We start from the raw sequence: 24,455 nt of genomic DNA, 5'->3' as shown, positions 1-24,455 counted from the left end.
GTCAGTTCTCCTCGGCGGACGGCTCGATGAAGGCGGCGCTGCTCAGGTGCACCACGCCGTCGGCGAAGGTCTCCACACCGGCCACGTCCGTGCTGTAGGCGGTGAGGTTCCGCTGCCGGTACAGGTAGATCAGGGGGTTGTCCTGCTGCACGAGCTCCACGGCCCGGCCGTAGAGGGCCGCGCGTTCGCCGACGTCGTTGATCTGCGCGGCCTGCGTGAGCAGGTCGTCCACGGCGGGGTTGCTGTAGCCGGAGTAGTTGTTGCCGCCCCCGGTCGAGAGGAAGTTGAACATGTTGCCGTGCGGGTCGATCCGCCCGGACCAGCCCAGCTGCAGGGCCTCGAAATCGCCCTGGGACTGCACGTCGAGGAGCGTGGAGTACTCCACGGGCACCACGGTGAGCTCGAAGCCGCCGTCGGCCACGGCGGCCTGGAGCGCCTGCCCGTAGCGCAGGGTGTCCGGCGTGTTCGTCACCTGCATCCGCACGGGGTACGGGATCTCCAGGCCGGCGTCCGCCAGGAGCTTCTTCGCGCCCTCCGGATCGTACGGCGGGCAGGCCTCACTCGCTGCGGAGGCGTACGGGCTGTCGGGTGAGATGGGCGAGCAGGCGGGCTCGAACCAGCTGTTGAACACGGTGTTGACAAGGGCCTCGCGGTCGATCGACATGGACAGGGCCATGCGGACCGCCTTCTCCTGCGCGAGCGGGGTGTCGATGCTGCCCGTGGGCTCCCCCACGCCCTCGGTGTTGCCCACGTTGACCGTGAGCCCCTGGTAGCCGAGGGAACCGACCTGCAGCACGCCGACGCCGTCCTCCTTGAGCAGCGCGTCGACGTCCTGCGGCGAGATGGTGTCGGCCACCTGCACGTCACCGGAGCGCAGGTTCGCGGCGCGGATGTTCGCGTCGGTGATGATCCGGTAGGTGATCGTATCCAGGTGCACGCTGTCGGCGTCGTAGTAGAGCGGGTCGCGCTCCACGGTGATGGACGTCTGCGGCACGCGGTTCACGAACTTGAACGGCCCCACGCACACCGGGCTGGTGCCGAAGTCGGCACCCTGCTCCGCGATCGCCTTCGGCGAGAGCATCATGCCGGCGCGGTCGGCGAGCGCGGCGGTGAGCGGTGCGAACGGCTTCTCGTAGCTGATCTGGACGCGGTCGGGGCTGACGGCCCGGATCCCGCTGATCGGTCCGAGCTCGCTCCTGCGCGTGGAGCCCTCGAGGGTGAGGTGGCGCTCGAGGGTCGCACGGACGGCGTCGGCGTCGAACGGCTCGCCGTCCGCGAACACCGCGTCGGTGCGCACGGGGATGGTGACGGTCAGGCCGTCCTCGGAGATCTCCGGCAGTGCCGTGGCGAGCTGCGGGACGAGCTCGCCCTCGGCGTCGATGTCGTAGAGCTTCTGGCACATGGTCTGCATGACATAGCGCGTGTAGAGGGACGACGACGTCGTCGGATCCAGGCGGTCCGGCTCGGCGGAGAGCGCCATGACGAGGTCGCCGCCCTCCCGGACGGCGGTGTCCCCGACGGGCACGCCCGTCACGTCGTCGCGCACGGGTGCCGCCGGGAGCGGCTGCACCGGCTGGCAGGCGGTCAGGGCTGCCAGCGCGACGGCGGCCGCGGCGAGCAGGCGCACCGGCCTCCCGGGACGGCGGGGCATCGGGCCCCGGGGGTGCTGCGGGTAGTGCTGCATGGGGTTCCTCACGAGGGGGCGGACGGAACTGCTTCTGCACTGCGACGAGTACTCAGATTGAATACAATCACGGGTACGACGATAAGCTTCGTATACATTCGTTTCAAGGTTATTACCGAAGGAAAACATCGTGAAGAAGAACAGGGTGGCGACGGACCGCCTGCATCTGTGGCTCATGCTCGCGCTCACGTTCTCCACGGGCGTGATCGACGCCGTCGGCTACCTGGGGCTCGACCGCGTCTTCACGGGCAACATGACCGGCAACGTCGTGCTCCTGGGCATGGCCTTCGCCGGCGGCGCCGACCTCCCGATCCTGCGCCCGGCCCTCGCCCTCGTCTTCTTCATGGTCGGCGCGGCGCTCGCCGGCCGGGTGCTGAGGAAGGCGCCGGAAGGTTGGTCCGGCCGCACCTCGGGCACCCTGCTGGCCGTGACGGTCGGCCTGACGGCGCTCGCGGTGTACGTGGCGCTCGTGGACGTCCACGCCGAGGAGGTGCTCGGCAGCATCACGACGTCGGTGCTCGCCACCGTGATGGGCGTCCAGGCCGCGACGGCGAAGCGCCTCAAGGTCGCGGAGATCACCACCGTCGTGGTCACCTCCACGATCACCGGCCTCGCCTCGGACTCACGGCTCGCCGGCGGGAAGAGCCCGTTCTGGGCGCGCCGTGCCTCCGCGATCGTGCTCATCATGGCTGGTGCCGTGGTGGGCGCGCTGACCCTCTCCGTGGGCCTCTGGCTCGGGGTGGCCGTGTCCGCGATGCTCTCCGCCATCGTCACCCTCCTCGGCCACCTGCGCCACCGGCATGACCGCAGGGAAAACAGCGCAGAGAACGCCAAGGAATCCGCACTACGGTAGAACCATGCAACAGGTCGACGGACAGTACGAATACCACCGCCTGGCCCTCTCGTGGCCGCGTCACCGATGGTGGAAACCGCTCCTCACGGCACTGCTCGGCCTCGTGTTCTACATCGTGTTCCTCCTGGTGGTCCTGGTGGCGGGCCTGGGCCTGGCGTTCCTCTCGCCCACGGGGGTGGATCCCTACCTCGACGCCCTGACCGTGCTGGACCTCAGCAACCCGGTGATGTTCGCCTTCACCCTGGTGTCCCTCATCCTGATGATCCCGGCGCTCGCCCTCGCGGCGCTGATCATGGGGCCGAAACCCATCGGTCTGCTGTCCTCCGTGGCCGGCCGGATCCGCTGGCGCTGGCTCGCGATCTGCACGGGCGCCGCCCTGGCCGTCTTCCTCGCCAGCCTCGCCGTCTCGACCGGGATCGGGTTCTTCTTCCCCGAGGAGGCCGCCGCAGCACCCGTCCAGCAGGACACCACGATCCTCCTCGTCATGCTGGCGCTGTCCCTCCTCGCCGTCCCGTTCCAGGCCGCCGCGGAGGAGTACGTCTTCCGGGGCTTCCTGATGCAGGCCATCGGCAGCTGGCTGCGACACCCGGCCTTCGCGATCCTGCTCCCCGTGCCCCTGTTCGTCCTCGGTCACGGCTACGACCCGCTCGGCCAGACGGACGTGGCGATCTTCGCGATCTTCGCCGGCTGGATCAGCTGGCGCACGGGCGGGCTCGAGGCCGCGATCGCCGTCCATGCCATCAACAACATGACGATCTTCGTGCTCGGCGCCTTCGGACTTGTGGACGTGAACTCCACAGAGGGCTCGGTGGGGGGCCTGGTCGTGTCCGCCCTGACCATGGGGGTCACGGCCGTCGTCATCGTGCGCCTCGCGGACCGCCTGGGCATCGACCGCACGCGCACGGTCGCGCCGCAGCCGGTGGCGCCGCCTGCCGCTCCGTACCCCGGGGGGTGGGGCGCCTACCCCACGCTCCTGCCGGCGGACCCGGACGTGCCGCCGTGGACGCGCACGCCGGAGCCGGCGTCGCTGCAGACCCAGTCTCCGGCAGGGCCGCCCCTCGCGCCGTTCCGACCGCCTGTACACCGGCCCGCGGCCGGACCCGCCCCGAGCACCGTCCAGAAGCCCACCCCGGCCCCGGCCCCGGCGCCTGCCCCGGCTCCTGCACGGGACCACGACGACGACCGCCACCCCTCCGGCCCAGCCCACCCGGGCGGGCCCGGCTATCCCCCGGGCGTCGCGCACCCCACCGGCCCGGGCCACCCCGAGTAGCTGCGAGGCGCCCACGAGCACCTATGAGCACCGCGGGCCTGACCGGCCCCTGACCCGATCCTGCCCGGACCCTGACCGGGGTCAGTCCTCGATCCGCAGGCCCATGCTCTCGGCGAGGAAGGGCGCCAGCAGCTGCAGCTGGTACTCGTCGATCGTGGTGCCGCGCAGCCCGTCGAGCCCCTGGATACTGCGGAAGCTGCTGGTGCGCAGGTCCACGTCCCGGAGCTGCGCGCCGTCCAGCGTGAGCGTGCCGATGGTGCAGTCCGCCAGGGCGAGCCGCGTCGCCTTCGCGCCGGTGAGGTCCAGCTCCCCGATGATGCATCCGCTCACCAGCACGTCCGTCAGCCGCGCGCTGCGGAGATTCACGTAGTCGAGCTTCCCGCCGTCGAGGTGGACGGCGTCGAACCGGCTGTCGTAGAGCTCCGCGGACCCCCAGCGCGTGCTCCGCAGCGATGTCTCCCGCCAGCTGCTGCGCGGGGCGCGGAGGACCGGGGCGAAGAGGTCCTCGAACGCGCACTCGATGATCCGGGCGCCTCGCAGCTCGGTGTCGTTCAGCGAGACCCCGTCGAGCACGCACTCCTGCAGGGTGATACCGGCGAGCTCCTCGCCGTCGAGGGCCAGCCGCTCGTAGTGCTCGCCCTCGCGGTGGTCGCCGTCGAGCAGGTGCGGCTCGTCCACGCGCGTCACGCCCTGCGGGGGCCGGAGGGACAGGCGCGGCGGGTTCGTCGTGCTGCGGGCAGGACGCGCTGGCATTCGCGACTCCGATCGTGGTCCGGGCCGCACGGGTCTGCGGTCAGAAGATCATTCCATCATCCGCCGTCGCCCGGACACTCCCCACGGGCCCGTCGATCACCTACAGTGGGTCACCCGGAGTCCAGCGGAGGGACGGCCGATCGGGACCGTCCACCGGCGACCCGGACCCAGCATCAGCAGTGGACCCGCAGAGGACGGAGCAATCATGCCGACACCGGAGAGCCCCAAGGGCACGACGCATGGGGAGGACACCTCGCTCCTGAAGGTCCTCGGGAACTGGGACGCCCTCGCCCTCGGGTTCGGCGCGATGATCGGTTTCGGCTGGGTGGTGCTCACCGGCGGGTGGATCGCCTCGGCCGGAACCGGCGGAGCGGTGCTCGCGATGGTGACAGGAGGAATCATCATGGGCGTCGTCGGACTCACCTACGCCGAACTGACGGCCGCGATGCCGAAGGCCGGCGGCGAGCACAACTTCCTGCTGCGGGGCATGGGCCCGCGATGGTCCTTCGTGGGGTCCTGGGCCATCACCGGGGGCTACGTCACGATCGTCGCCTTCGAGGCGGTCGCCCTCCCCCGGACCGCGGAGTACATCTTCCCCGGTCTCAGCCGCATCCCGCTCTGGACCGTGGCGGGTGACGAGGTGCACCTCACGTGGGCACTCGTCGGCGCCGTCGCCGCGGTCGTGATCACGCTCGTCAACATCCGAGGCGTCAAGATCGCCGGTGCAGCGCAGACGTTCGTCGTCGTCTTTCTCCTCGTCATCGGACTGATCCTGATCTTCGGCAGCATCACCGGTGGCTCGTCGACGAACATGCAGCCCTTCTTCACGGGCGGATCGGCGGGCTTCTTCGCCGTCCTCGTCGTCGTGCCGTTCCTGTTCGTCGGCTTCGACGTCATCCCGCAGTCCGCGGAGGAGGTCGACATCCCGGCGCGGCAGATCGGCCGGCTCGTCGTCGTCGCCGTCGTCCTCGCGACCATCTGGTACGTGATGACGATCCTGACGACGTCCTCCGCCATGCCGGCGGACGAACTCGCCGGTGCGGACATCGCGACGGCGGACGCGATGGGCGCGATGTTCGGGTCCGACGTGATGGCGAACATCCTGATCGCGGGCGGGATCGCCGGCATCCTGACCTCCTGGAACTCGCTGCTGCTCGGCGCATCCCGACTGATGTACTCGATGTCACGCTCGGGCATGCTCCCCCGGTGGTTCGGCGTCCTGCACCCCCGCTACCGGACACCCGTCAACGCGCTGATCTTCATCGGTGCGCTGTCCTTCGCAGCGCCGTTCTTCGGCACGCAGATGCTCGGCTGGCTCGTCGACTCCGGTGCTCCCAGCATCGTCCTCGCCTACATCCTCGTGGCGCTCGTCTTCGTGATCCTGCGTCGGCGCGAACCCGCCATGGAGCGGCCGCTGCGCATCGGCGGGGCCGGAAACGGTGGCACCGTGATCGGCTGGATCGCCGTCGTGCTCTGCGTCGGCCTGCTCAGCCTGTACCTGCCCGGCATGCCGGCGGCGCTTACTCCGCCGCCGTGGATCCTGTTCGGTTTCTGGTGGGTGCTCGGCGTGATCTTCCTGCTGCGTATCCCCCGCGGGATCACACCGGGGCACGACGCCGAGGAGCGGCTGCTCCACAGCCTCGCCACCCGGCGCTGACCACGCCGGCGCCAGGGACCGTGGCGCCGTTCCCTCGCCCGGGCCACCGTGCTTTACTGGGTCATCCATCAAACCAGGGGGAGGGACGATCGATGACCGACCGCGTGCAGTCCACGTACGACCCGCGCTACGAGGGCATCTACCAGCGCGGCGGTGCCACGGAGTCGGCCTCGCGCATGGCGTCACCGGCGCCGCTCGCCCCCGCGCTGCCCGACGAACCGGCTCCGGCTCCGGCTCCGACCGTCGAGACCTCCGCCATCCGCGAGGTGGCGGCTCCCGCGCAGCAGGACGAAGCACCGCCGCGGAACCCGTACGACCGCTGGGCCTGGATCACCGCCGGCGTCCTCGCCGCGCTCGGGGTGTTCTTCCTCGCCGCGCCGTCGATCTACGCGCAGCAGGCCATGGAGGCACTCACCTCGGGCCAGAGCTATGTCGCCCCGTGGTACGACAGGACGATCTTCGCCGCGCCCGTGCTGCTGCTGCTCGGCATCACGACCGCCGTCGCCCAGCTCTTCGTGCTCTCCATCCGCCACACCCTGACCACCATGACCACCCGCTGACCATCGGCTGAACATCCTCTGACCACCTGCTACCCCGACGGAGGCCCCCGCTCCCGCACCGTAGGGTGGAGAGCATGGAATCACCGATCGAGACCTACCTGCGGACCATCCACCGGGAGATCTCGGATCTGAAGGACGGCAAGCCGTACAGCACCATCCCCGCCATGGCGAACGTGGACCCGAACAACTTCGGCATCTGCCTGACCACCGTGGACGGCTACATGTACGAGGTCGGTGACACGCGCCAGGAATTCACCATCCAGTCCATCTCGAAGCCCTTCACCTACGGGCTGGCGCTCTCCGACCTCGGGATGGACGCCGTGGACGCGAAGGTGGACGTTGAGCCCTCGGGCAACTCGTTCAACGAGATCTCGCTCGCGCCGGGCACGGGCCGCCCCGCGAACGCGATGATCAACGCCGGCGCCCTCACGGCCACCTCCCTCGTGCAGTCCCGCGGCGGCAACCGGCGCTTCAAGCGCATCCTCAGCACCTACTCGCACTTCGCCGGCCGCCAGCTCGGCGTCGACGAGGAGATCTTCCGGTCCGAACTGGAGCACGGCCACCGCAACCGTGCCCTGGCCTATCTCCTGCGGTCGTTCGGCATCATCGAGGACGATCCGACACCCGTCATCGAGGACTACTTCCGGCAGTGCTCCGTGATGGTCAACTGCATCGACCTGTCCGTCATGGCGGCCACGCTGGCGAATTCGGGCCGCAACCCCCTGACCGGGGTGGAGGCCATGGACATCCTCGCCGTCGAGCGGGTCCTGTCCGTGATGACCACGTGCGGCATGTACGACGACGCCGGCACGTGGATCAGCACCGTGGGCATGCCCGCCAAGAGCGGCGTGGGTGGCGGGACGATCGCCGTCCTGCCCGGCCAGGTGGGGCTCGCCGTGTACTCGCCGCCGCTCGACGACCACGGCAGCAGCGTGCGCGGCATGGCGACGAGCCAGCGCCTGTCCCGTGACATGGAGCTGCACTTCGTGCGCGCGGCTCGGGCGGGCCGCTCGGCCATCCGCGCCAGGTACGACATCCTGGCCGCACCCTCGGGGATCCGCCGCACCGACGAGGCCATGGACGTGCTGCGCGGGCACGGGCACCAGGCGATGGTGATCGAACTCAACGGCGACCTCCTCTTCGCCGGCACCGAGTCCATGGTGCGCGAGCTGAGCGGGCTCGACGACGACGTCGACTTCGTGGTCCTCGACCTGCGCCGCGTCGACGAGGTGGCCGACGTCTCCCTCCGCCTGCTCGGCGAGGTGCGCGAGAACCTCGCGAAGGTCGACTGCGACCTGGTGCTGATCGACGGCGAGGGCACCCTCGCCGAGACCTTCAGGGACGTCGACCGTCCCGTCCCCACCTTCGACACCCGGACCGCCGCCGTCGAATGGTGCGAGAACGAACTGATTATGCGGTACGGCGGCGACCTCCTGCTCCCGTCGACGGTGGAGGTTGCGCAGTGCCCGGCGCTCAGCCCGCTCTCCGACGAGGACGTCGAGGCCCTCACCAGGCACATGGAGGACCGCACCTACGAGAAGGGCCACGTAGTGCGGCGCGTCGGGCAGACGTTCGGCGGCGTGTTCTTCATCCTCTCCGGGAGGATCGTCACCTCGGCACCCGGGCCCACCGGCGAGCGCCTCAAGCTGACCACCCTGAGCGCCGGGATGACGTTCGGTGAGCTGGCGCTGGGCAGCGACGACCGCCAGGAGACGACCGTCAAGGCCCTGGAGGACGTCCACGTCAAGGTGCTCACCGCCCAGGCCATCCGGGCCGTGGAGAAGGAGGAACCGCGGCTCGCCGTCGAACTCTGGAAGGCGCTCACCCGGGACGCCTACTCGCGGGTGGACCTGTACCTGCGGGAGACGGCGGTGCGGATCCGCGACTAGCGGCCCTGCCGGGGTGTGCCGGACTCGGCCGCCGCCTTCAGGTTCCGCAGGGTGCGCCGGATGTTGCCGCGCTGGAACGCGGCGAACGTCGTCCCGCCGGTCGCCACGTAGTCGAACGCCTGCGCGGCGGCGTCGTGCCAGGGCCGGTCGTCCGTCCACGTCTCGGTGACGAGCGTGCCGCCGTCGTGCTCCTCGAAGGTGTACTGCCACGACGCGATGCGGGCGGGGATCCGGCGCTTCGTACCGCCGATCGCGTGCACGCGGAACGCGAACTCGCGCCCGGGCTCGGCCACGGTCACGGTGCAGCGCGTGGTCCAGCTGACGCGGCCGCGCGTGTTGGCTCCGTCGAAGACCGTGCCGACGGTGACGCCCGCCCTACCGTCCGTCGCCCCGGCCAGCACAGCGCCGCTGTTCTCGGGGCTCCACTCGCCCATCCTCGTGACGTCGCTGACCATGGCGTAGAGCGTCCGCGGCGACCGTGCGATCACCACACTGTCCGAGACCGAGATGACCCGTCCCACGTGTCCCCCTCGCTCGTTCCTCCGCCCGGCACTCCCCGGCACGCTGCGGGGCCAGTCTACGACCGGCGGCTGGGAGCCCGGCCGGGATCGGCGCCCTAGACTGGCGACGTGCGCGGCCGCCCGGGCCGGCGAGCAGGAGGGCTGGATCGATGACGGTGCTGATAGCGGGCTGCGGGGACCTCGGGACCGAGGTGGGGCTGCGGCTCGCCGCCGCCGGCGGGCGTGTGGTCGGCTGGCGCCGCTCCCCCGACCGGCTCCCCCGAGCCATCGAGGGCGTGGCCGCGGACCTGACCCGGTCGCTGCCGCCGGTCCCGGAGGACACCGACGTCGTCGTCATCGCCACGGCGGCCGGCGAGCGCACCGAGGCCGCCTACCGCAGCGCCTACGTGGACGCGACGGCCAACGTGCTGGACGCCCTCGAGCGCGACGGCGTCTCACCGCGGCGCATCCTCTTCGTCTCCTCCACCGCGGTGTACGGGGACTTCGACGGCGCACTCGTCACGGAGGACTCACCCGCGCAGAGCACGGCGCCGACGGCGCGGCTCGTGCGCGAGGCCGAGCAGGTGCTCCTGGACCGGTCGGACCGCGGGACGGTCCTCCGGCTCTCGGGGATCTACGGGCCCGGCCGGACGCGCCTGATCGACCAGGTGACCAGCGGGGCGGCCGTGCTGCCGGCGGAACCGCAGTGGACCAACCGGATCCACCGCGACGACGCCGCGGCGGCGATCGTGCACCTCGTCACGGAGGTCGCGGAGCCCGCGCCGATCTACCTCGGCAGCGACGAGCTGCCCGTGGACCTCGGGGAGGTGCTGCGGTTCATCGCCGCCGAGCTCGGCCTGCCGGAGCCGCCCCGCGGCGAAGCGGCGCCGAGCCGCGGGGGTGCGCGCCGTGTGGACAGCGGACTGCTGCGCTCCACGGGGTTCTCCTTCACCTACCCGACGTACCGGGAGGGCTACCGCACCGTCCTTGCGGGGCAGGGCGTCAGGCACCCGTAGTCGCGGCGGCCGGGATGCGGGCGCGCGCCGTCAGGCGTCCGAGGCGCACGAGCGACCAGACGAAGATGCTCACCACGAGCAGGTTCCGGAGCGTGAGCAGGACGGCGACAGCGGGGTTGAGCTCGTAGCGCAGGGCGTCGTAGAACACGGGGTACACGAGCGTGGTGAGGGCCGCGCAGCCGAGCATCGCGAGCGCCGGGTAGCGCCACTCGGCGGCGCGGTCGAGGACCAGCCCCGCGGCGATCACGGCCGCGATCCACAGCATGAACTGCGGGGAGCCCACCTTGTTGAAGACCACGAGGGTGCTCACGAGCGCCAGCGACCCCGTGGCGAGCAGGGCGTCCGCACGGGCACCGCGGTGCAGCGCGATCGCGAGGAACGCGGCGACGAGGACGACGGTGAGGGCGAGCAGCGGTGTCATGAGGTCGCCGACGAGCCCGCTCAGCGCGCCCCGGACCTCCATGGTGTTGATGACCTCGTCCTCGAAGAAGTAGGCGCCCGAGGTCCCCGTGATCGCCTGCCAGACGCCGGGTGTGCTGAGGGGCGCCTCGAGCTGCATGCCGCGGGCGCCCTGCGCGCTGAGGAAACCCGTGAGGTTGCGGACGTCTCCGGCCACGGCCACCACGGCGGCGATCCCGGCCGTCAGCGCGATCCCTGCGCCCAGGATACGCAGCCGTCCGTGCCGGACCACGACGAGCGCCGCGAGCACGACGGCGGCCGGCCACACCTTCATCCAGGTGGCGGCGCTGAGCAGGAGCGATGCGAGGAACGGACGCGCGGCGACCAGGAGCAGCCCTGTGATGACCATCGGCGCCGTCAGGCCGTCGATCCTGCCGACCGCGACCGGCCCGAGGAGCGCCGTCGCCGTCAGCCACCAGTAGGCGGCGGTGGACGACGACGCGGTGCCCCGCCGGAGAAGGGCTGCCGTGCCGAGGGCGTTGAGGCCGGCGAACAGCACGAACCAGGCGAGCTGGTAGAGGTAGGGGCCGAAGGCCGTGGCGGCGATCATCGGCGCGAGCGCCCCGACGGGGTACACCCACGCCGTGTCGATGCCCTGCCAGGTGCCGTCGTCGAGGGCGAGGTAGGCCCACTCGCGGTAGAAGCGGATGTCGCTGAGCACTCCACCGCCGAGGACGAAGGGCAGCAGCCGGGCGAGGAACCCGAGGTGGATGAGGCCGAAGTACAGCCAGACCGAGCGGGCGCTGTTGCGGATCTCCGGTCGGAGGAGGCGGATGCGCACGGGTGGCTCCTGGTCGGTCTGGGTGGCGGCAGCCGCCATCGTCTCACCCGCCGCGCGGCCCGCGCCAATCCCCGGCGACCTCGCGCGCCGCTCCCCGGCGAGGCGGAGGTCCATGGGCCTACGCTGGGGCGATGACGCGGCGAGAGGTGTTCCCGATCATCAACTGCAGCGACCTGGCCTCCACCCGTTCGTTCTACGAACGCGTGTTCTCGGCCGAGGTGCTCTACCGGTTCCCCGAGGAGGGCGAACCCGTCTACGTCACCCTGCGCGTCGGCGACGGCCAGCTGGCTCTGGGAACAGGCACGTCGCCCGCCCTGTACGGCAGCACGCCCCTGCCGTCGACCGGCAACGCGGTGGACGTCTGCCTCTACGTGGACGACCTCCCCGGCGTCGTCGCCGCCGCGCAGGATGCCGGCTCCCTGGTTCCCCTGCTCCCGGAGCCCATGCCGTGGGGCGAGACCGTGGCGTACGTCCGTGATCCCGAGGGGATCATGCTGCTCGTCATCCAGGCCCAGGCGTCGGCGGATCAGCCCGTCGAGGGCACGTAGCCGAGCATCTTGTCGACGACGCCGGGCAGCGGCCGGCCGTCCAGCCAGAGCAGGAGGTTCCGCTCGAACTGTGTCGCGAGGTCGTCGAGCCAGGAATCGGCGTTGCTCGCCATATGGGGGGTCACGAGCACCGAGGGCAGCGACCACAGCGGGCTCTCCTGCGGCAGGGGCTCGACGGCGAACGTGTCGAGCACCGCGCCCGCGAGCGTCCCGGCGCTCAGCCGGTCCACGAGGGCGGCCTCGTCCACGAGCCGGCCGCGCCCTGCGTTGATGAGGACGGCGGTGGACTTCAGGGCGGCGACGACCTCCGCGCTGACGAGGTCCTCGGTCGCCGGCGTCAGCGGCGCCAGGAGGATCACGTAGTCGAACGCGCCGACCACGGCCGCCAGGTGCGCCGTCGCGTGCACGCGGCCGAAGTCGTCGTCGTGCTCCCTCGCGGTGCGTCCCGCACCCTCGACACGCACTCCGACGGCCCGCAGCAGCCGGGCGGTGGCGCGGCCGATGCTGCCCGTCCCCACCACGAGCGCCCTGCTGCCTGCGACGTTGCGGCCCTCGCGCCACGCCCACCGCGCCTCCCGCTGGGCGTCGCGCAGCGGGCCGAAGCCCTTCGCGGCGTGCAGCATGGCGCCCAGCACGTACTCGGCCATGGGCTGGTCGAAGACGCCGTGCGCGTTGGTCACGACGACGTCGGAGGCCACCAGCTCGGGGAACAGGAGCTTGTCCACGCCGGCCGCCGCCACGTGCAGCCAGCGCAGGGACCCGGCGGCGTGCCACGCGGCGGGCAGGGCACCGGAGAAGTAGTCCCAGAGGTACAGCACGTCGGCGCCGTCGAGCGCCCGGGCGAGGCCCTCCGCCCCGGTGACGCGCACGTCGGCGAGCCCGGCGACGCGCTCGAGCCCCCGCACCGGACGCCCGCCCTCCAGCACGGCGATCACGGGGCGGATCACGGGGCGGATCACGGGGCGCCTAGTCACCGGGCTGCTCCGCGCGGTGCCCGACGGGCCCGGGCTCGGCCGGCGTCTCCGCGGCGGACCCGCCACCGCCCGCGTCGGGCGGGGCATGGGCAGGCACGGCGTCGGGGTTGCCGGACGCCACGCCGGTCTCCGGGCGGTTCTCGATCGAGAGGTCACGCAGGTACCGCAGGACGACGATCGCCACGGCCGTGGTGGGCACGGCGAGGAACGCCCCGACGATGCCGAAGAGCGTGCCGCCCGCCGTGACGGAGGCCAGGACGACGGCGGGATGGATCTCGAGCGTGCGGCCCACCAGGAGCGGCTGGATGAAGTTGCTCTCGAGCTGCTGCACGAGGATCACCAGTCCGAGCACGATCAGCGCCGTCACCCAGCCGTAGGCGAGGAACGCCACGAGGGTTGCCACGAGTCCGGAGACGATGGCTCCGACCACCGGCACGAAGGCGGAGAAGAACACGAGCACGGCCAGCGGGACGGCGAGCGGGATGTCCAGCAGCACGAGGCCCAGGCCGATGAACACGGAGTCCACCAGCGCGACGGTGGCCTGGGCGAAGATGTAGGAGGAGAGCGTCCGCCAGGTGCCGCTCGCGATCATCGAGGCGTGGCCGTAGGCCGCGGAGTTGGTCCAGCGGGACGCCCACGGCATGAAGCGGTCGCCGTCCTTGAGGCAGAAGAACGTGAACACGAGCGCCAGCAGCACGACGATGGTGGCCGAGGTCACCTCGCTGAGGCCCGCCGTGATCCCGCTGACGATGTTCCCCACGTTCGCCTGCAACTGGGCCAGGGCGGTGTCCACGATCCCGTCGAGATTCACCGCGTCGAGGTTGAGCGGCGGGCGGGCCACGAAGGCCGCGAGGTCCGCGACGTTGTCCCGGGCCAGGCCGGAGAGGTCGGTGATGCCGCTCGCGATGGCGGGGATGGTCAGTGCCCCGATCCCCACGACCACGCCGACGAACCCGAGCAGCGTGGCGAGGGCGGCGAGGACCTTGGGCAGGCCCCGACGCAGGAACCGGTTGACGGGCCACAGGACCGAGGCGAGAAGCAGCGCGAACAGCGTCGGCAGGACGATCGACCACAGCGCCCGCGTCAGGTACCAGAGGATGACGAGGCCGGCGAGGACGATGATGCAGCGCGCCGTCCAGGCAGCGCTGGCCCGCAGGCCGTCGGCGAACGCGTGCGGGCGGAACCGCCGGGCCACGGAGGAACCGTGCGGCTCCGGGGCCGGTGCCTGCGGCTGCCGCCGCCGCAGGGGTCGGCGCGGGGCGGGTGTCTGATCGTCCGGGTTGCCGGATCCTGAGCGTGTCACGTAGCCATCCTGCCCTAGCCGGGCGCAACATCCGGTGTGCCTCTTGCCATCTGGCGGACAATTGGAGCATGAAGCGAGCATCCGGATCCGGCGGCGCCTGATGGTGCAGCAGGAGCGCGCGCGGTCCACGCGCACGGCGATCATCGGCGCCGCCGCCCGCATCTTCCAGGAGCAGGGCTACGGCGGCACCGCCCTGGCTGCCGTCGCCACCGAGGCCGGCGTCACCAAGGGCGCGCTGTACTTCCACTTCCCTGCGAAGGAGGACCTCGCCGTCGCCGTCATCGGGGAGCAGCACGCGATGGCCTCCGCCGAGGGTGCGCGGGTCCAGGCACTGGGCCGGCCGGCGATGGAGACCATGGTCCTCGTCTGCCGCGGATTCACGCTGCAGCTCATCGAGCACCCGCTGATGCGCGCCGGCATCCGCCTGACCTTCGAGGCGTCGGCCTTCGGGCACGACGTCCGGCAGCCCTACCTGGACTGGTCGACGAGCTTCGCGGAGCTCGCACGCGCGGCGCAGGACGACGGCGACCTGCGCCGGGAACTCGATGCGGAGGCGTTCGCCCGCCTGGTCGTGGGTTCCTACACGGGCGTGCAGATGGTGTCCGACATCCTGACGGGACGGCAGGACGTGCTGGAACGCCTCGGCGACCTGTGGCGGATGCTGCTGCCCGGCGTCATGGCCGCCGACCGGCAGGAGCGGGTGCCGCGACTGGTGGATCTCTTCCTCGATTCGCCATAAACCGGTCATGCGGTTTGTTTTCCGCCGGTACACGGCTACAGTTACTGCTGGCATGGTAGGGGCTCCGTGGGGGAAGCCCCCTGCCCGATCCGCAAGGGTCACGCCCGCGGGCGCCCACGGTAGCGAACGGCTTCACTGGGCGCCCGCTCCTCCCCTCCCTGGAAGGGAGGGCCCTGACTAGAGTGGAACCATGCGCTACGTGAAACTCGGCTCCACCGGCCTCGACATCTCGCCCCTCGCACTCGGCTGCATGAGCTACGGCACCCCGGACCGGGGCAACCACGCGTGGACGCTGCCCGAGGAGGAGAGCCGGCCCCTGATCCGCGCCGCCGTCGACGCCGGGATCAACTTCTTCGACACCGCCAACGTCTACTCGGACGGCTCGAGCGAGGAGATCGTCGGACGGGCCCTGGCCGACTTCACACGCCGGGAGGACACCGTCATCGCCACCAAGGTGCACGGGCGCATGCACGAGGGACCCAACGGAGCCGGCCTCTCCCGCAAGGCGATCCTCGCGGAACTGGACAACAGCCTCCGCCGCCTCGGCACCGACTACGTGGACCTGTACCAGATCCACCGCTTCGACCCCGCGACGCCCCTCGAGGAGACCCTCGAGGCCCTGCACGACGTCGTGAAGGCGGGCAAGGTGCGCTACATCGGCGCGTCCTCGATGTTCGCGTGGCAGTTCTCCAAGGCCCTCTACCTCCAGCGCCTGAACGGGTGGACGCGGTTCGTCACCATGCAGGACCACTACAACCTCATCAATCGTGAGGAGGAACGCGAGATGTACGGACTGTGCGCCGACCAGGGCATCGGCGTCCTCCCCTGGAGCCCGCTCGCACGCGGCAAGCTCACGCGGGCGTGGGACGAGACGACGTCGCGCTCGGAGTCCGACCAGTTCGGCAAGACCCTCTACGGCACCGTCGATGCCGACCGCCGCGTCTCCGACGCCGTCGGCACGGTGGCCGAGGCACGCGGCGTGACCCGGGCGCAGGTGGCCCTCGCCTGGGTGTCCCGCAATCCCGTGGTGTCGGCGCCGATCGTCGGCGTCGGCAAGCCGCACCACCTCGAGGACGCCCTCGCGTCGCTCGACCTCGAGCTGACCGGGGACGAGGTCGCGGCCCTCGAGGAGCACTACGTGCCGCACGCCGTCGTCGGCTTCTGACACCCGCGCCGGCCGCCCTACCGTGATAGGCCCCGCGTAGCAAGAGCTGGAGCGGCGTCGGTGGGGTGCTGTACGTTGTGACCACCCTGACCCGGAAGGCACAACGATGACCATTTCCAGACGGCAGATCCTCGGCGGCGCAGGTTTCCTCGCAGCGGCGGCGGCACTCAACGGCTGCGCCGGATTCGGCGGCAACGACGGAGGGGGCGGAGGGGGCGACGGCGACGCCGACACCCTCACCTTCACCACGTGGGGCAGCCCGGCCGAGGAGGAGGGCTTCCGGAACGGCATCGCCGCCTTCGAGGCCGCGAACTCCGGCGCGAAGGTGGAGCTCAACCTCGTCCCCTACGAACAGATCTTCCAGAACATCGATGCGCAGCTGCAGGCAGGCACGGCCCCCGATCTGTTCCGCGTGGACTACGGCACCATCGGCGCCTACAGCAGCCAGGACCAGCTCCTGGACCTCAGCAGCTACTTCGACACCGCGGCCGCCGAGGAATTCCTGCCGTCGATGTGGCAGGCGGTGCAGTTCGACGGCAAGCCCTTCGGCGTCCCCCACCAGACGGACACCTCGGCCCTCGTGTACCGCACGGACCTCTTCGAGCAGGCCGGCATCGGGAGCGTCCCCGACAGCCTCGACTCCGCCTGGACGTGGGACGAGTTCCGGCAGGTGGCGGAGCAGCTGCGCGGGTCCCTCCCCGACGACCTCTACCCCTTCGTGTACAACTGGCAGCTCGGCGGCTCCACGCGGTGGCTGAGCTGGCTGTTCCAGGCGGGCGGGCGCCTCTTCAACGACGACCTCACCGGGTCGGCCATCGACTCCGACGCCGGCAGGAAGGCGCTCGAGTTCACGCAGGGCTTCTTCACCGACGGCCTCGTGCCTCCCAGCAGTTCCGTGAAGTCCTCGACCTACGCCGACGACGCGTTCTCCGCGGGCACCACGGCCATGGCCTTCGTGGGCAACTTCGTCCTGCCCGGTCTCGAGGAGAACATCCAGGGCTTCGAGTGGGGCGCCACCTACCTCCCACGCGACGAGCGCGGTGCCTGCGACCTGGGCGGCAACGCCCTCGTCGCCACCAGGAGCGCCCGCAACCCCGAGCTCGCGGCCGAGTTCCTGAAGTTCATGACGCAGCCGGACCAGATGTCCGACTTCTGCGCCCGCGCCATGGAGCTGCCCACCCTCAACAGCCTCGTCGGCACCGAACTGGACTACCAGACGCGGCCCGACATCGCCGGCATCTTCGTGGAGCAGGCCACCACGCTGGAGCCGGGTGACGTCCAGCAGCTCACCTCACCGGCCATGGCGACCATCAACCCGAAGCTCCGGGACCAGCTGGAGGCCGCCTTCACCCAGGGCCAGCCCGTGGAGCAGACGCTCGCCAACATCGCTGCGGCCGTCGACGAGGCAGCCGGCTGATGTCCGCCGACACCTCGGCCCGCGAGGAGTCGACCGGCAACACCGCTCCACCGCCCTCCCCGGCTGCCACCTACACGGCCAGGCCCGGCAGGACCTCGCGGCAGCAGCGCTCCACAGGCGCTGCCGCGGGGTTCCTCGGCCCCAACCTGATCCTGCTCGGCATCTTCCTCTTCCTCCCGCTGGGCTGGGCGTTCCTCATCAGCTTCCAGGAGTCCAGCGGCTTCGGGGCCAGCGGCTGGGTGGGCCTCGAGAACTACCGGCGCCTCGTCACGGACCCCACGTTCTGGCAGTCGGCGCTCAACACGGCCGCCTTCACGCTGATCACCGTGCCACTGAGCCTGGCCCTCGGGCTCGGCCTCGCCGTGCTCATGAACTCGGTGCTGCCCGGCCGGAAGCTGTTCCGCACACTGATCTACCTGCCCATGGTCATCTCGGGCATCGCGACGGCCCTCATGGGCGTCCTGCTGTTCGACGAGGCCACGGGCATCATCAACAAGCTGCTCCGGGAGGGCGGGCTCGCCACCGTCCCGTGGCAGTCGCAGGGTACGGCGGCCTTCACCTCGATCATCCTGGTGACCCTGTGGATCCGGGTGGGGTTCAACATGGTCATCTACCTCGCCGGGCTCCAGGGCATCTCGCCGGAACTGTACGAGGCCGCGCGGCTGGAGGGGGCGAGCTCGTGGCAGCAGTTCCGCTACCTCACGGTGCCGCTCGTGGGCCCGTCCACGTTCTTCCTCCTGATCATGGACGTCATCTACTCGTTCCAGGTCTTCGACACCATCTTCGTGATGACGGGCGGCGGGCCCGGGCGGTCGACGTCGGTGCTCGTCACCTACGCCTACGAGAACGGCTTCGTGACCCGCGACCAGAGCTACGCCGCGGCCATCGGGATCGTGATCTTCCTGGTCACGCTCGTCTTCACGGCCATCCAGTGGCGGGGCAACCGCTCGCGCGACACCGTCGGCTAGCCCTCCAGGACAGGACAGGATCCCCATGGCACACCCCCTTCCCGCCCGCGGGCGGGCAGCCGGCCCGGCAGGCTTCACACCCCGCGTCCGGCGCGTGTCACCCGCGCAGCGGGCCTCCGCGGTCGCACGGCTGGTGACCGCCGCCGTCGTGGGCCTCGTGATGATGTTCCCGCTGTACTGGATGATCACGATCGCCTTCTCACCGAGCGCCGACGTCGTGAGCCGCGAGCTGCAGCTCTGGCCGTCCGAGTGGACCCTCGACAACTTCCGGACCATCTTCGGCACCTTCCCCGCGGCCACCTGGTTCGGCAATTCGGTGGTGGTCACCGCGATCATCACGGTCCTCACCGTCTCGGTGAACCTGCTCGCCGGCTACGCCTTCGCGAAGCTCGACTTCAGGGCCAAGGGCTTCGTCTTCCTGCTGGTCCTCAGCACCATGATGGTACCCGTCCAGGTGCTGATGGTGGCGCAGTTCCGCCTCGTCACCGAGCTCGGGATCTACGGCACGTTCTGGGCGGTCATCTTCCCGTCGGCGGCGTCCGCCTTCGGGATCTTCCTCGCCCGGCAGTTCATCATCGCCATCCCGGACGAACTCCTGGAGGCGGCCAGGATGGACGGCGCCGGGACCGTGCGCATCTTCCTGCAGATCATCCTGCCCCTTTGCAAGCCGCTCATCGCCGTGCTGGTGCTGCTGACGGTGATGTACCAGTGGAACGACTTCGCGTGGCCGCTGATCGCGCTGAAGGACGCCCAGCTGTTCACGCTGCCCATCGGGCTGCTGTACCTGCAGGGTCAGTACGGCGCCGACTACGGGGCCATCATGGCGCTCGCGCTGCTCTCCATCACACCGATCATCATCATGTTCCTGGCGTTCCAGAAGTACTTCGTACAGGGCCTGGCGCGGAGCGGCATCCGCTAGGCCCAGCGCCGGAAGCCGCCCTCCGTGCTCAGCACCTGACCCACCATCCAGCGCCCCTCGTCGCTCAGCAGCCAGGCGATGAGCCGCGCGGGGTCGTCGGGTTCACCGAAGCGCCCCGACGGGAAGTGCGCGAGGACATCCTGCAGGGTCTCGAGCGGCCGGTCCGCCGTGTCGTCGTCGAGGTAGCCGGTGTTGACCGGACCCGGGTTCACGGTGTTCAGCAGGATGCGCCGGTCCACGAGGTGGTCGGCGACGGAGGCCGTGAGTCCCGCGAGCGCCGCCTTGGACGCCGCGTAGGCGATCTCCCCCGGCATGGGGCCGGCGACCTGCCCGGACGTCATCCAGATGACGCGCCCGCCCTCCCGGCCGTCGTGCTGGTCGGCGAAGTGCTGCGTCGCGAGGATGGTGGAGCGCGTGTTGACCTGCCAGTGCGCATCGAGGTCCTCCCAGGAGATCTCGTCGAGCCGGCCGTCTCCCCCGCTCCTCGCGTGGTTGCAGACCAGCCCGTCGAGATGGCCGAGCGCCGAGCGGGCCTCTCCGATGAGCAGCTCACCGCCGTCGTGCCGCGCGAGGTCGATGCTCGCGTGGGCCAGGCCCGCCCCGTCCCGCAGCCGGCCGCGCAGGGAGGCCACGACGTCGTCGATGCTGTCGGCACCCCAGGGCTGATCGGCGTCATGCGGTGCGTAGTGGTGCAGGAAGAGGCTCGCGCCCATGCCGGCGAGGCGCGAGGCGACGGCGTAGCCGATGCCCTTGCGCCGGCTGACACCGGTGACCACGAACGTGCGCCCTGCCAGCGAAGTGGAGTTCATGGCCTCCACACTAGGCGCGGTGCCTCGCTAGGCTGGGACCGCCACCTCCCGTTCCGTCCCCAGGAGTCCCATGCGCCGCCTGCCGTCCCGTATCCTGCTGCCGGCCGCGTGGAGCGGCGCGGCGGTGCTCGCCCTCACGGGCTGCACGGGACCGGTGATCGGGCTGCTGGATCAGGAGCAGACGGAGCAGGACGTCCTGACCATCCGGACGGACCTCGACGGCATCGACCTCGACAGCACGCGCTTCCTGGCCGAACGCGACGGCGTCGAGTACTTCGCGGCGACGCCCGTGGACGGGACGGGCACCGAGGGCACCGTGTGCCTCCTGGTCGAGGAGGGCATCGGGGTGGGTCTCGAATGCGCGCCCCTCGAATCCGGGACGGCGGGCCCCAGCATCCGCGACAGCAGGGCCACCGTGGTCCTGCTGCCGGACGCGTTCGACAGGGATGCCCTCACCGCCGAGGGCTTCGAACTGCTGCACCCGAATCTCGCCCTGCGCCCGGCCGAGGCGGGCGCCTAGCATGGGAGGAGCAATCCGACCCGAGGAGGAGCCATGGCCATTGCAGAGGATGACGGCGGCGAGCTGATCGTCGGAGACGTGACGCAAACCGGGGGCCGTGCCCTCGCCGTCGGGCTGTCCCACACCGCGGACGCGCAGGACCGGCCGATGATCAGGATCGGCTGGGTGGAACAGGACCAGCATCTCGAGATCACGGTCGACGAGGCGCGGGTGCTCCGCGACGAGCTCTCGCGCATCATCGAGGACGCGGGAGCCTAGGCCGAGACCTGCGTCTGCCCGACCGTGACCCGGTGGTCCTGCTCGCACTGGAACACGGCGATCGTCCCGGCCGGCACAGGCCCTTCGGCCGGCCACTGACCCTCGTCGAGCTCGGTCAGGGCAGACCCGCAGCTGGGGCATCGGGTTTCCATCGCATACGTCCTCTCCTCGCAGGGGCGGGCAACGCCGCTCCACCCAGTACACACCGACCCGCGACCCGCGGCCACCCTGCGCCGCAGCGGCCTGGAGCTGGACGCGGCACGCCGGAGCCCTATCCGCGCCGGCGTACCGACCGGCGCAGGGCGACGACGACGAGCCCGGCGGCGGCGGCACCGAGCACCGCGGCCCCCCACGGGAACGGCGGCCTGCCTGCGACGGCGCGCGTGGAGGGATCCTCGCCGGACCGCATGATGGGCAGCAGTTCGACGGCGTGCGAGGCCGCGGCGAGCGTGGAACTGGCCCGGTGGAGTGCCGGCGTCGCGGAGTCGGGAGCGCCGAGGAGCGCGCGGTCCACGGCGTCGCGGCAGCGGTCGAGGACCGACAGCGGCAGGGCGGCGACGACGTTGCCCGGCGGGCGGCGGGCGACCACCGGGTGGGCGCGTGTGGGGGCGATCCGCCGCACGAATTCCCAGAGCACGCCGAGCACCTGCAGCTCCCGCCGGGTGACCCGGGCCTGGAGTCGCGGGAACAGGGCGTCCTCCTCGTCGCGGACGTCGTCGTCGAGGACCTCCGTGAGGCGACCGAGCACGTCCGCCCGCTCGGGAGACCCGTCCTCGAGCCCTTCGAGCTTGGTGACGAGTTCGTTGACCTCCTGGTGCTCGCGCTCCACCTCGAGGGTCAGCTCCTCGCCGTCCGGGAGGACCCGGCGCATGACGGGCCACAGTACCGACTCCTCGGCGAAGGCGTGGGGGAACACCAGGCGGTAGATGTCGAGCAGGACCGCAGCCTGGTCCTCGCCGGCGGTCCCCCTCAGGCGCTCCATCAGCGCGCTGAGCCTCACATGGTCCCGCTTCTGCCGCACGAGCACGCTGAGGGGTCCGCCGAGCTGGTCCGTGGTCTGGTCTGCTACCGAGGTGTACAAGGAATCTCCTGGGACGGGGGGGACATCGAGCCGTGCGGGGCACCTCTTCCATCTCTACCCGCCGGCGGACGATCCACACAGGCCAAATGGTGCTGGTTCCCCGGAGCCCCGGTGCCTATAATCGGGCGTGCTCGCAGCCGGGGTGGATCCCGCTCCCGGGTGAGGCACCGCGGGCCGGACGGAAGGACGCAGCACCATGGACCTCGTGGACCAGGCCTCGGCCCTCTACGCGCTGCCGCTCGACCGGTTCACGGAGGCGCGCAACGCTGCCGCGAAGCAGGCCTCGCAGGCAGGCGACAAGGATCTCGCCGCCGTGCTGCGCAAACTCCCCAAGCCCGCCTCGGCCGCCTGGCTCGTCAACCTGCTCGTCACCCGCCGCAGGGACGAGGTGGAGCAGGTACTGGAGCTCGGAGCCTCGCTGAAGGAGGCGCAGGCCGACCTCGACCGGGCTCAGCTCCACGCGCTCGGCCAGCAACGCCAACGGTTGCTCGCCGCCGTCGCCCGCCAGTCGCTCGAGGCGGCCGCGGAGGCCGGGGTCGACGCCGGGTCCGGCGCCCTGCCCGGCGTCGAACAGACGCTGCGTGCCGCCCTCGCGGACCCGGCGGCAGCCGCGGCGGTGCTGACCGGGCGGCTCGTCCGCACACTGGAGGCGTCGGGCTGGGATCCGGTGGACCTGACGGGCGCCGTGGGCGGCCCGTTCACCGCTCCCGGGCAGGACGGCGACAGCGTGGACGACACGACCCCGGGCCGCGAGCGGAGCCCGAAGAAACCGGGCGCCCGCGAGCGCGAGGAGGCCGAGGCACGTCTCGCAGCGGCACGCGACGCACTCGCGGAAGCCGAGGACGCCGCCGCGGATCTGCAGCGGAGATCGCAGCGCCTGGCGGTGCGGCGCGACGGGGTGGCCGCGTCGATCGAGGATCTCGAGGAGCGCCTGGAGGCGCTGCGCAGGGAACACGCCGACATCGATTCGGAGGCGGCCGGCCTGGAACGGGCGGCCCGTGAGGCGGACGACGCCGTCGCCGGGGCGAAGGAGGAAGTGGACCGCGCCGCGGCAGACCGCTCAACCCTCGGTGACTGAACCGGCGCCGGCACGCGCGGCGTAGACTGCGGAGCGCCATGTCGGCCGGGCCGAGGGACACGATGTGAAAGAGCAGCAGGAACTGAGCAGTGTCAGCGACGAGCTGTTCGCGCTGCTGACCGGGACGGCCGATATCCAGGCCTTCCTCGACGAGTTCGCACGAAGAGCCGACGAGTTCCGGAACCGTCTCCAGGAAGGGCCGTGCCTCGAAGCGGCCGCGACGGGGACGACGGTGTACTGCTCCGACACGGCGCTGGACCCGCGCTGGCCACCTATCTCGGGCGGCTCGACACCGGGCGCATCCGGTCGATCCTCGGGGTGCCCATCGCCCTCGGGGACGAGGGGCAGGCGGCGTTGAACGTCTATGCGGCTCGGCCCCATGCCTTCGACCGCGCGGGCAGCGAGGCGGCCGAGGCACTCGCCGCGTCCGCGTCCGCCTCCCGACGGCCCTGACGCGACCAGGCGTACGGCTCAGTCGAAGTGCGTGCTGACCGGGGCCTCGACGGTGCTCGCGAGGACGTCCGACGCGAGGTCCCGGAGCCGCATGTTCCGCGCGCTCGAGGCCGCGCGCAGGAGCCCGATCGCCTCGTCCTGCGTGCACCCCCTGCGCGCCATGATCACTCCCGCCGCCAGGTCGATGGTCGTGCGGGACTCCATGGCAGCGGTGAGCTGTTCGGTCCTGTCGGTGAGCCCTGCGAGCCGGACCGCGAGTCCCAGCGGCGTGGCCGCCGTGGCCGTGAACTGCTCCACCCGGTGGACCGTCTCCTCGGGGAAGGCACGGGGTTCACGCGCATAGTAGGTGAGGACGGCCGTCTCCGGGCCGTCCAGCGGGACCGGCACCCCGAGGGCGGAGCGGATGCCGCGCTGCAGTGCCGCTGCGCCGTAGAGCGGGAAGTCGGCGCTCCGCAGGAAATCCTCCACCTCCACCGTCCCGCCGTTGGCCGCCTGCACGGCGGGACCGTCGCCGAACCGGTACTGCATGGCGGTGAGGGTGCGTGCCGTCGGGCAGGTACCTGTGATCGCGGCCTTCGCGCGTTGCCGCAGGACGGTGACGCCCACCATGACACGCCCCGGATCCCCCGCGAGTGCCCCGGATGCGATCTCGACGAGCCGTTGGAGGAAGTCGTCGAGCCCCGTACTGGTCATCACCAGGTCCTGCAGGAGGTGCTGCGTGTGCTCGAGGGACCGGAGAGCGGGCCTTTCCTTCATCGCAGATCCCTTCGAAGCGAGACGCCGACCGGACAACTGCACCCA

The 24,455-nt window shown here is 71.1% G+C and carries 26 protein-coding genes; 16 read left to right on the top strand and 10 right to left on the bottom strand.

Annotated features, from left to right (window positions below; all coding sequences use genetic code 11):
• Window position 1: 1 nt before the first annotated feature.
• Window positions 2–1,684 carry an ABC transporter substrate-binding protein gene (locus AC4D2C_RS12725; RefSeq protein ID WP_490915246.1) on the bottom strand — a complete coding sequence of 561 codons (1,683 nt, stop codon included), beginning with the start codon at window positions 1,682–1,684 and terminating at the stop codon, window positions 2–4.
• A gap of 130 nt (window positions 1,685–1,814) precedes the next feature.
• Here AC4D2C_RS12725 and AC4D2C_RS12720 point away from each other — a divergent pair, with 130 nt between their 5' ends.
• Together AC4D2C_RS12720 and AC4D2C_RS12715 are read left to right on the top strand one after the other, a co-directional pair.
• A complete protein-coding gene (locus tag AC4D2C_RS12720) occupies window positions 1,815–2,537 on the top strand; it encodes a YoaK family protein (protein WP_490915245.1) in 723 nt (240 codons plus the stop codon).
• Window positions 2,538–2,541: 4 nt separating this feature from the next.
• Complete coding sequence (locus tag AC4D2C_RS12715) at window positions 2,542–3,807, top strand: CPBP family intramembrane glutamic endopeptidase (RefSeq protein WP_490915244.1); 1,266 nt, start codon at window positions 2,542–2,544, stop codon at window positions 3,805–3,807.
• An 81-nt stretch (window positions 3,808–3,888) separates the two neighbouring features.
• On the opposite strand, the gene AC4D2C_RS12710 is transcribed toward AC4D2C_RS12715, so the two are convergent.
• Window positions 3,889–4,560 (bottom strand): pentapeptide repeat-containing protein, encoded by a 672-nt coding sequence (locus AC4D2C_RS12710; protein ID WP_490915243.1) that lies wholly within the window; start codon window positions 4,558–4,560, stop codon window positions 3,889–3,891.
• Window positions 4,561–4,765: 205 nt separating this feature from the next.
• On the opposite strand from AC4D2C_RS12710, the gene AC4D2C_RS12705 reads away from it, so the two are divergent.
• From AC4D2C_RS12705 to glsA, 3 genes are all read left to right on the top strand, one after another.
• Window positions 4,766–6,217: an APC family permease gene (locus AC4D2C_RS12705; RefSeq protein ID WP_490915242.1), complete on the top strand. Its 1,452-nt coding sequence runs from the start codon at window positions 4,766–4,768 to the stop codon at window positions 6,215–6,217.
• A 92-nt stretch (window positions 6,218–6,309) separates the two neighbouring features.
• Complete coding sequence (locus tag AC4D2C_RS12700) at window positions 6,310–6,777, top strand: hypothetical protein (RefSeq protein WP_490915241.1); 468 nt, start codon at window positions 6,310–6,312, stop codon at window positions 6,775–6,777.
• Window positions 6,778–6,851: 74 nt separating this feature from the next.
• On the top strand, window positions 6,852–8,666 hold the full coding sequence (gene glsA / locus AC4D2C_RS12695; RefSeq protein WP_490915240.1) for a glutaminase A: 1,815 nt from the start codon (window positions 6,852–6,854) through the stop codon (window positions 8,664–8,666).
• Here glsA and AC4D2C_RS12690 read toward each other — a convergent pair.
• Window positions 8,663–9,187 (bottom strand): SRPBCC family protein, encoded by a 525-nt coding sequence (locus AC4D2C_RS12690; RefSeq protein WP_490915239.1) that lies wholly within the window; start codon window positions 9,185–9,187, stop codon window positions 8,663–8,665. The two genes, glsA and AC4D2C_RS12690, sit on opposite strands and share 4 nt — an antisense overlap.
• A gap of 86 nt (window positions 9,188–9,273) precedes the next feature.
• On the opposite strand from AC4D2C_RS12690, the gene AC4D2C_RS12685 reads away from it, so the two are divergent.
• Window positions 9,274–10,182 (top strand): SDR family oxidoreductase, encoded by a 909-nt coding sequence (locus AC4D2C_RS12685; protein WP_490915281.1) that lies wholly within the window; start codon window positions 9,274–9,276, stop codon window positions 10,180–10,182.
• On the opposite strand, the gene AC4D2C_RS12680 is transcribed toward AC4D2C_RS12685, so the two are convergent.
• Entirely contained in the window at window positions 10,169–11,536 is a 1,368-nt protein-coding gene (locus AC4D2C_RS12680) for a glycosyltransferase 87 family protein (protein WP_490915238.1), read from the bottom strand. The genes AC4D2C_RS12685 and AC4D2C_RS12680 overlap by 14 nt on opposite strands.
• Window positions 11,537–11,553: 17 nt before the next feature.
• Between AC4D2C_RS12680 and AC4D2C_RS12675 the strand changes: the two genes are divergently transcribed.
• Window positions 11,554–11,970: a VOC family protein gene (locus AC4D2C_RS12675; protein ID WP_490915237.1), complete on the top strand. Its 417-nt coding sequence runs from the start codon at window positions 11,554–11,556 to the stop codon at window positions 11,968–11,970.
• On the opposite strand, the gene AC4D2C_RS12670 is transcribed toward AC4D2C_RS12675, so the two are convergent.
• Window positions 11,949–12,944, bottom strand: a complete 996-nt coding sequence (locus AC4D2C_RS12670) for a D-2-hydroxyacid dehydrogenase (protein ID WP_490915236.1) — start codon at window positions 12,942–12,944, stop codon at window positions 11,949–11,951. The genes AC4D2C_RS12675 and AC4D2C_RS12670 overlap by 22 nt on opposite strands.
• Window positions 12,937–14,247, bottom strand: coding sequence for an AI-2E family transporter (locus tag AC4D2C_RS12665; protein WP_490915235.1), 1,311 nt, complete (start codon window positions 14,245–14,247; stop codon window positions 12,937–12,939). Before AC4D2C_RS12665 ends, AC4D2C_RS12670 begins: the two co-directional genes overlap by 8 nt.
• 61 nt (window positions 14,248–14,308) lie before the next feature.
• Between AC4D2C_RS12665 and AC4D2C_RS12660 the strand changes: the two genes are divergently transcribed.
• The 5 genes from AC4D2C_RS12660 (at window position 14,309) to AC4D2C_RS12640 (ending at window position 19,455) form a co-directional block, all read left to right on the top strand.
• Window positions 14,309–14,986, top strand: coding sequence for a ScbR family autoregulator-binding transcription factor (locus tag AC4D2C_RS12660; RefSeq protein WP_490915234.1), 678 nt, complete (start codon window positions 14,309–14,311; stop codon window positions 14,984–14,986).
• A 190-nt stretch (window positions 14,987–15,176) separates the two neighbouring features.
• A complete protein-coding gene (locus AC4D2C_RS12655) occupies window positions 15,177–16,151 on the top strand; it encodes an aldo/keto reductase (protein WP_490905530.1) in 975 nt (324 codons plus the stop codon).
• A gap of 106 nt (window positions 16,152–16,257) precedes the next feature.
• Window positions 16,258–17,568 carry an ABC transporter substrate-binding protein gene (locus tag AC4D2C_RS12650; RefSeq protein ID WP_490915233.1) on the top strand — a complete coding sequence of 437 codons (1,311 nt, stop codon included), beginning with the start codon at window positions 16,258–16,260 and terminating at the stop codon, window positions 17,566–17,568.
• Window positions 17,568–18,536, top strand: coding sequence for a carbohydrate ABC transporter permease (locus tag AC4D2C_RS12645; RefSeq protein WP_490915232.1), 969 nt, complete (start codon window positions 17,568–17,570; stop codon window positions 18,534–18,536). The genes AC4D2C_RS12650 and AC4D2C_RS12645 overlap by 1 nt, the downstream gene beginning before the upstream one ends.
• A gap of 25 nt (window positions 18,537–18,561) precedes the next feature.
• Complete coding sequence (locus tag AC4D2C_RS12640; RefSeq protein WP_490915231.1) at window positions 18,562–19,455, top strand: carbohydrate ABC transporter permease; 894 nt, start codon at window positions 18,562–18,564, stop codon at window positions 19,453–19,455.
• On the opposite strand, the gene AC4D2C_RS12635 is transcribed toward AC4D2C_RS12640, so the two are convergent.
• Complete coding sequence (locus AC4D2C_RS12635) at window positions 19,452–20,264, bottom strand: SDR family oxidoreductase (protein ID WP_490915230.1); 813 nt, start codon at window positions 20,262–20,264, stop codon at window positions 19,452–19,454. The two genes, AC4D2C_RS12640 and AC4D2C_RS12635, sit on opposite strands and share 4 nt — an antisense overlap.
• Before the next feature lie 70 nt (window positions 20,265–20,334).
• Here AC4D2C_RS12635 and AC4D2C_RS12630 point away from each other — a divergent pair, with 70 nt between their 5' ends.
• Window positions 20,335–20,784: a hypothetical protein gene (locus AC4D2C_RS12630; RefSeq protein WP_490915229.1), complete on the top strand. Its 450-nt coding sequence runs from the start codon at window positions 20,335–20,337 to the stop codon at window positions 20,782–20,784.
• Window positions 20,785–20,817: 33 nt separating this feature from the next.
• On the top strand, window positions 20,818–21,042 hold the full coding sequence (locus AC4D2C_RS12625) for a hypothetical protein (protein ID WP_490915228.1): 225 nt from the start codon (window positions 20,818–20,820) through the stop codon (window positions 21,040–21,042).
• Here the strand turns inward: AC4D2C_RS12625 and AC4D2C_RS12620 are convergent.
• Window positions 21,039–21,194 (bottom strand): hypothetical protein, encoded by a 156-nt coding sequence (locus AC4D2C_RS12620; RefSeq protein ID WP_490905522.1) that lies wholly within the window; start codon window positions 21,192–21,194, stop codon window positions 21,039–21,041. The genes AC4D2C_RS12625 and AC4D2C_RS12620 overlap by 4 nt on opposite strands.
• A gap of 119 nt (window positions 21,195–21,313) precedes the next feature.
• The gene (locus AC4D2C_RS12615) at window positions 21,314–22,123 is read right to left on the bottom strand and encodes a hemerythrin domain-containing protein (RefSeq protein WP_490915227.1); all 810 of its coding nucleotides are present in this window, start codon (window positions 22,121–22,123) and stop codon (window positions 21,314–21,316) included.
• A gap of 196 nt (window positions 22,124–22,319) precedes the next feature.
• On the opposite strand from AC4D2C_RS12615, the gene AC4D2C_RS12610 reads away from it, so the two are divergent.
• Both AC4D2C_RS12610 and AC4D2C_RS12605 read left to right on the top strand, forming a co-directional pair.
• Window positions 22,320–23,201 carry a hypothetical protein gene (locus tag AC4D2C_RS12610; RefSeq protein WP_490915226.1) on the top strand — a complete coding sequence of 294 codons (882 nt, stop codon included), beginning with the start codon at window positions 22,320–22,322 and terminating at the stop codon, window positions 23,199–23,201.
• 201 nt (window positions 23,202–23,402) lie between these two features.
• A complete protein-coding gene (locus tag AC4D2C_RS12605) occupies window positions 23,403–23,654 on the top strand; it encodes a hypothetical protein (protein WP_490915225.1) in 252 nt (83 codons plus the stop codon).
• 18 nt (window positions 23,655–23,672) lie between these two features.
• On the opposite strand, the gene AC4D2C_RS12600 is transcribed toward AC4D2C_RS12605, so the two are convergent.
• Window positions 23,673–24,410 (bottom strand): GAF and ANTAR domain-containing protein, encoded by a 738-nt coding sequence (locus AC4D2C_RS12600; RefSeq protein ID WP_490915224.1) that lies wholly within the window; start codon window positions 24,408–24,410, stop codon window positions 23,673–23,675.
• Between the last annotated feature and the right edge of the window lie 45 nt (window positions 24,411–24,455).

The organism is Arthrobacter sp. TJ-240 (genome assembly GCF_058269195.1).
Note: the sequence above shows the minus strand (reverse complement) of the source record. Positions and strands in the feature narration are given on the sequence as shown.

Coding starts and splice junctions, on each gene's coding strand:
- AC4D2C_RS12650 (WP_490915233.1), top strand. CDS start 16,258: ATGACCATTTCCAGACGGCAGATCCTCGGCGGCGCAGGTTTCCTCGCA.
- AC4D2C_RS12715 (WP_490915244.1), top strand. CDS start 2,542: ATGCAACAGGTCGACGGACAGTACGAATACCACCGCCTGGCCCTCTCG.
- AC4D2C_RS12640 (WP_490915231.1), top strand. CDS start 18,562: ATGGCACACCCCCTTCCCGCCCGCGGGCGGGCAGCCGGCCCGGCAGGC.
- AC4D2C_RS12725 (WP_490915246.1), bottom strand. CDS start 1,684: ATGCAGCACTACCCGCAGCACCCCCGGGGCCCGATGCCCCGCCGTCCC.
- AC4D2C_RS12620 (WP_490905522.1), bottom strand. CDS start 21,194: ATGGAAACCCGATGCCCCAGCTGCGGGTCTGCCCTGACCGAGCTCGAC.
- AC4D2C_RS12610 (WP_490915226.1), top strand. CDS start 22,320: ATGGACCTCGTGGACCAGGCCTCGGCCCTCTACGCGCTGCCGCTCGAC.
- AC4D2C_RS12675 (WP_490915237.1), top strand. CDS start 11,554: ATGACGCGGCGAGAGGTGTTCCCGATCATCAACTGCAGCGACCTGGCC.
- AC4D2C_RS12705 (WP_490915242.1), top strand. CDS start 4,766: ATGCCGACACCGGAGAGCCCCAAGGGCACGACGCATGGGGAGGACACC.
- AC4D2C_RS12710 (WP_490915243.1), bottom strand. CDS start 4,560: ATGCCAGCGCGTCCTGCCCGCAGCACGACGAACCCGCCGCGCCTGTCC.
- AC4D2C_RS12655 (WP_490905530.1), top strand. CDS start 15,177: ATGCGCTACGTGAAACTCGGCTCCACCGGCCTCGACATCTCGCCCCTC.
- AC4D2C_RS12630 (WP_490915229.1), top strand. CDS start 20,335: ATGCGCCGCCTGCCGTCCCGTATCCTGCTGCCGGCCGCGTGGAGCGGC.
- AC4D2C_RS12625 (WP_490915228.1), top strand. CDS start 20,818: ATGGCCATTGCAGAGGATGACGGCGGCGAGCTGATCGTCGGAGACGTG.
- AC4D2C_RS12600 (WP_490915224.1), bottom strand. CDS start 24,410: ATGAAGGAAAGGCCCGCTCTCCGGTCCCTCGAGCACACGCAGCACCTC.
- AC4D2C_RS12645 (WP_490915232.1), top strand. CDS start 17,568: ATGTCCGCCGACACCTCGGCCCGCGAGGAGTCGACCGGCAACACCGCT.
- AC4D2C_RS12700 (WP_490915241.1), top strand. CDS start 6,310: ATGACCGACCGCGTGCAGTCCACGTACGACCCGCGCTACGAGGGCATC.
- AC4D2C_RS12635 (WP_490915230.1), bottom strand. CDS start 20,264: ATGAACTCCACTTCGCTGGCAGGGCGCACGTTCGTGGTCACCGGTGTC.
- AC4D2C_RS12680 (WP_490915238.1), bottom strand. CDS start 11,536: ATGGACCTCCGCCTCGCCGGGGAGCGGCGCGCGAGGTCGCCGGGGATT.
- glsA (WP_490915240.1), top strand. CDS start 6,852: ATGGAATCACCGATCGAGACCTACCTGCGGACCATCCACCGGGAGATC.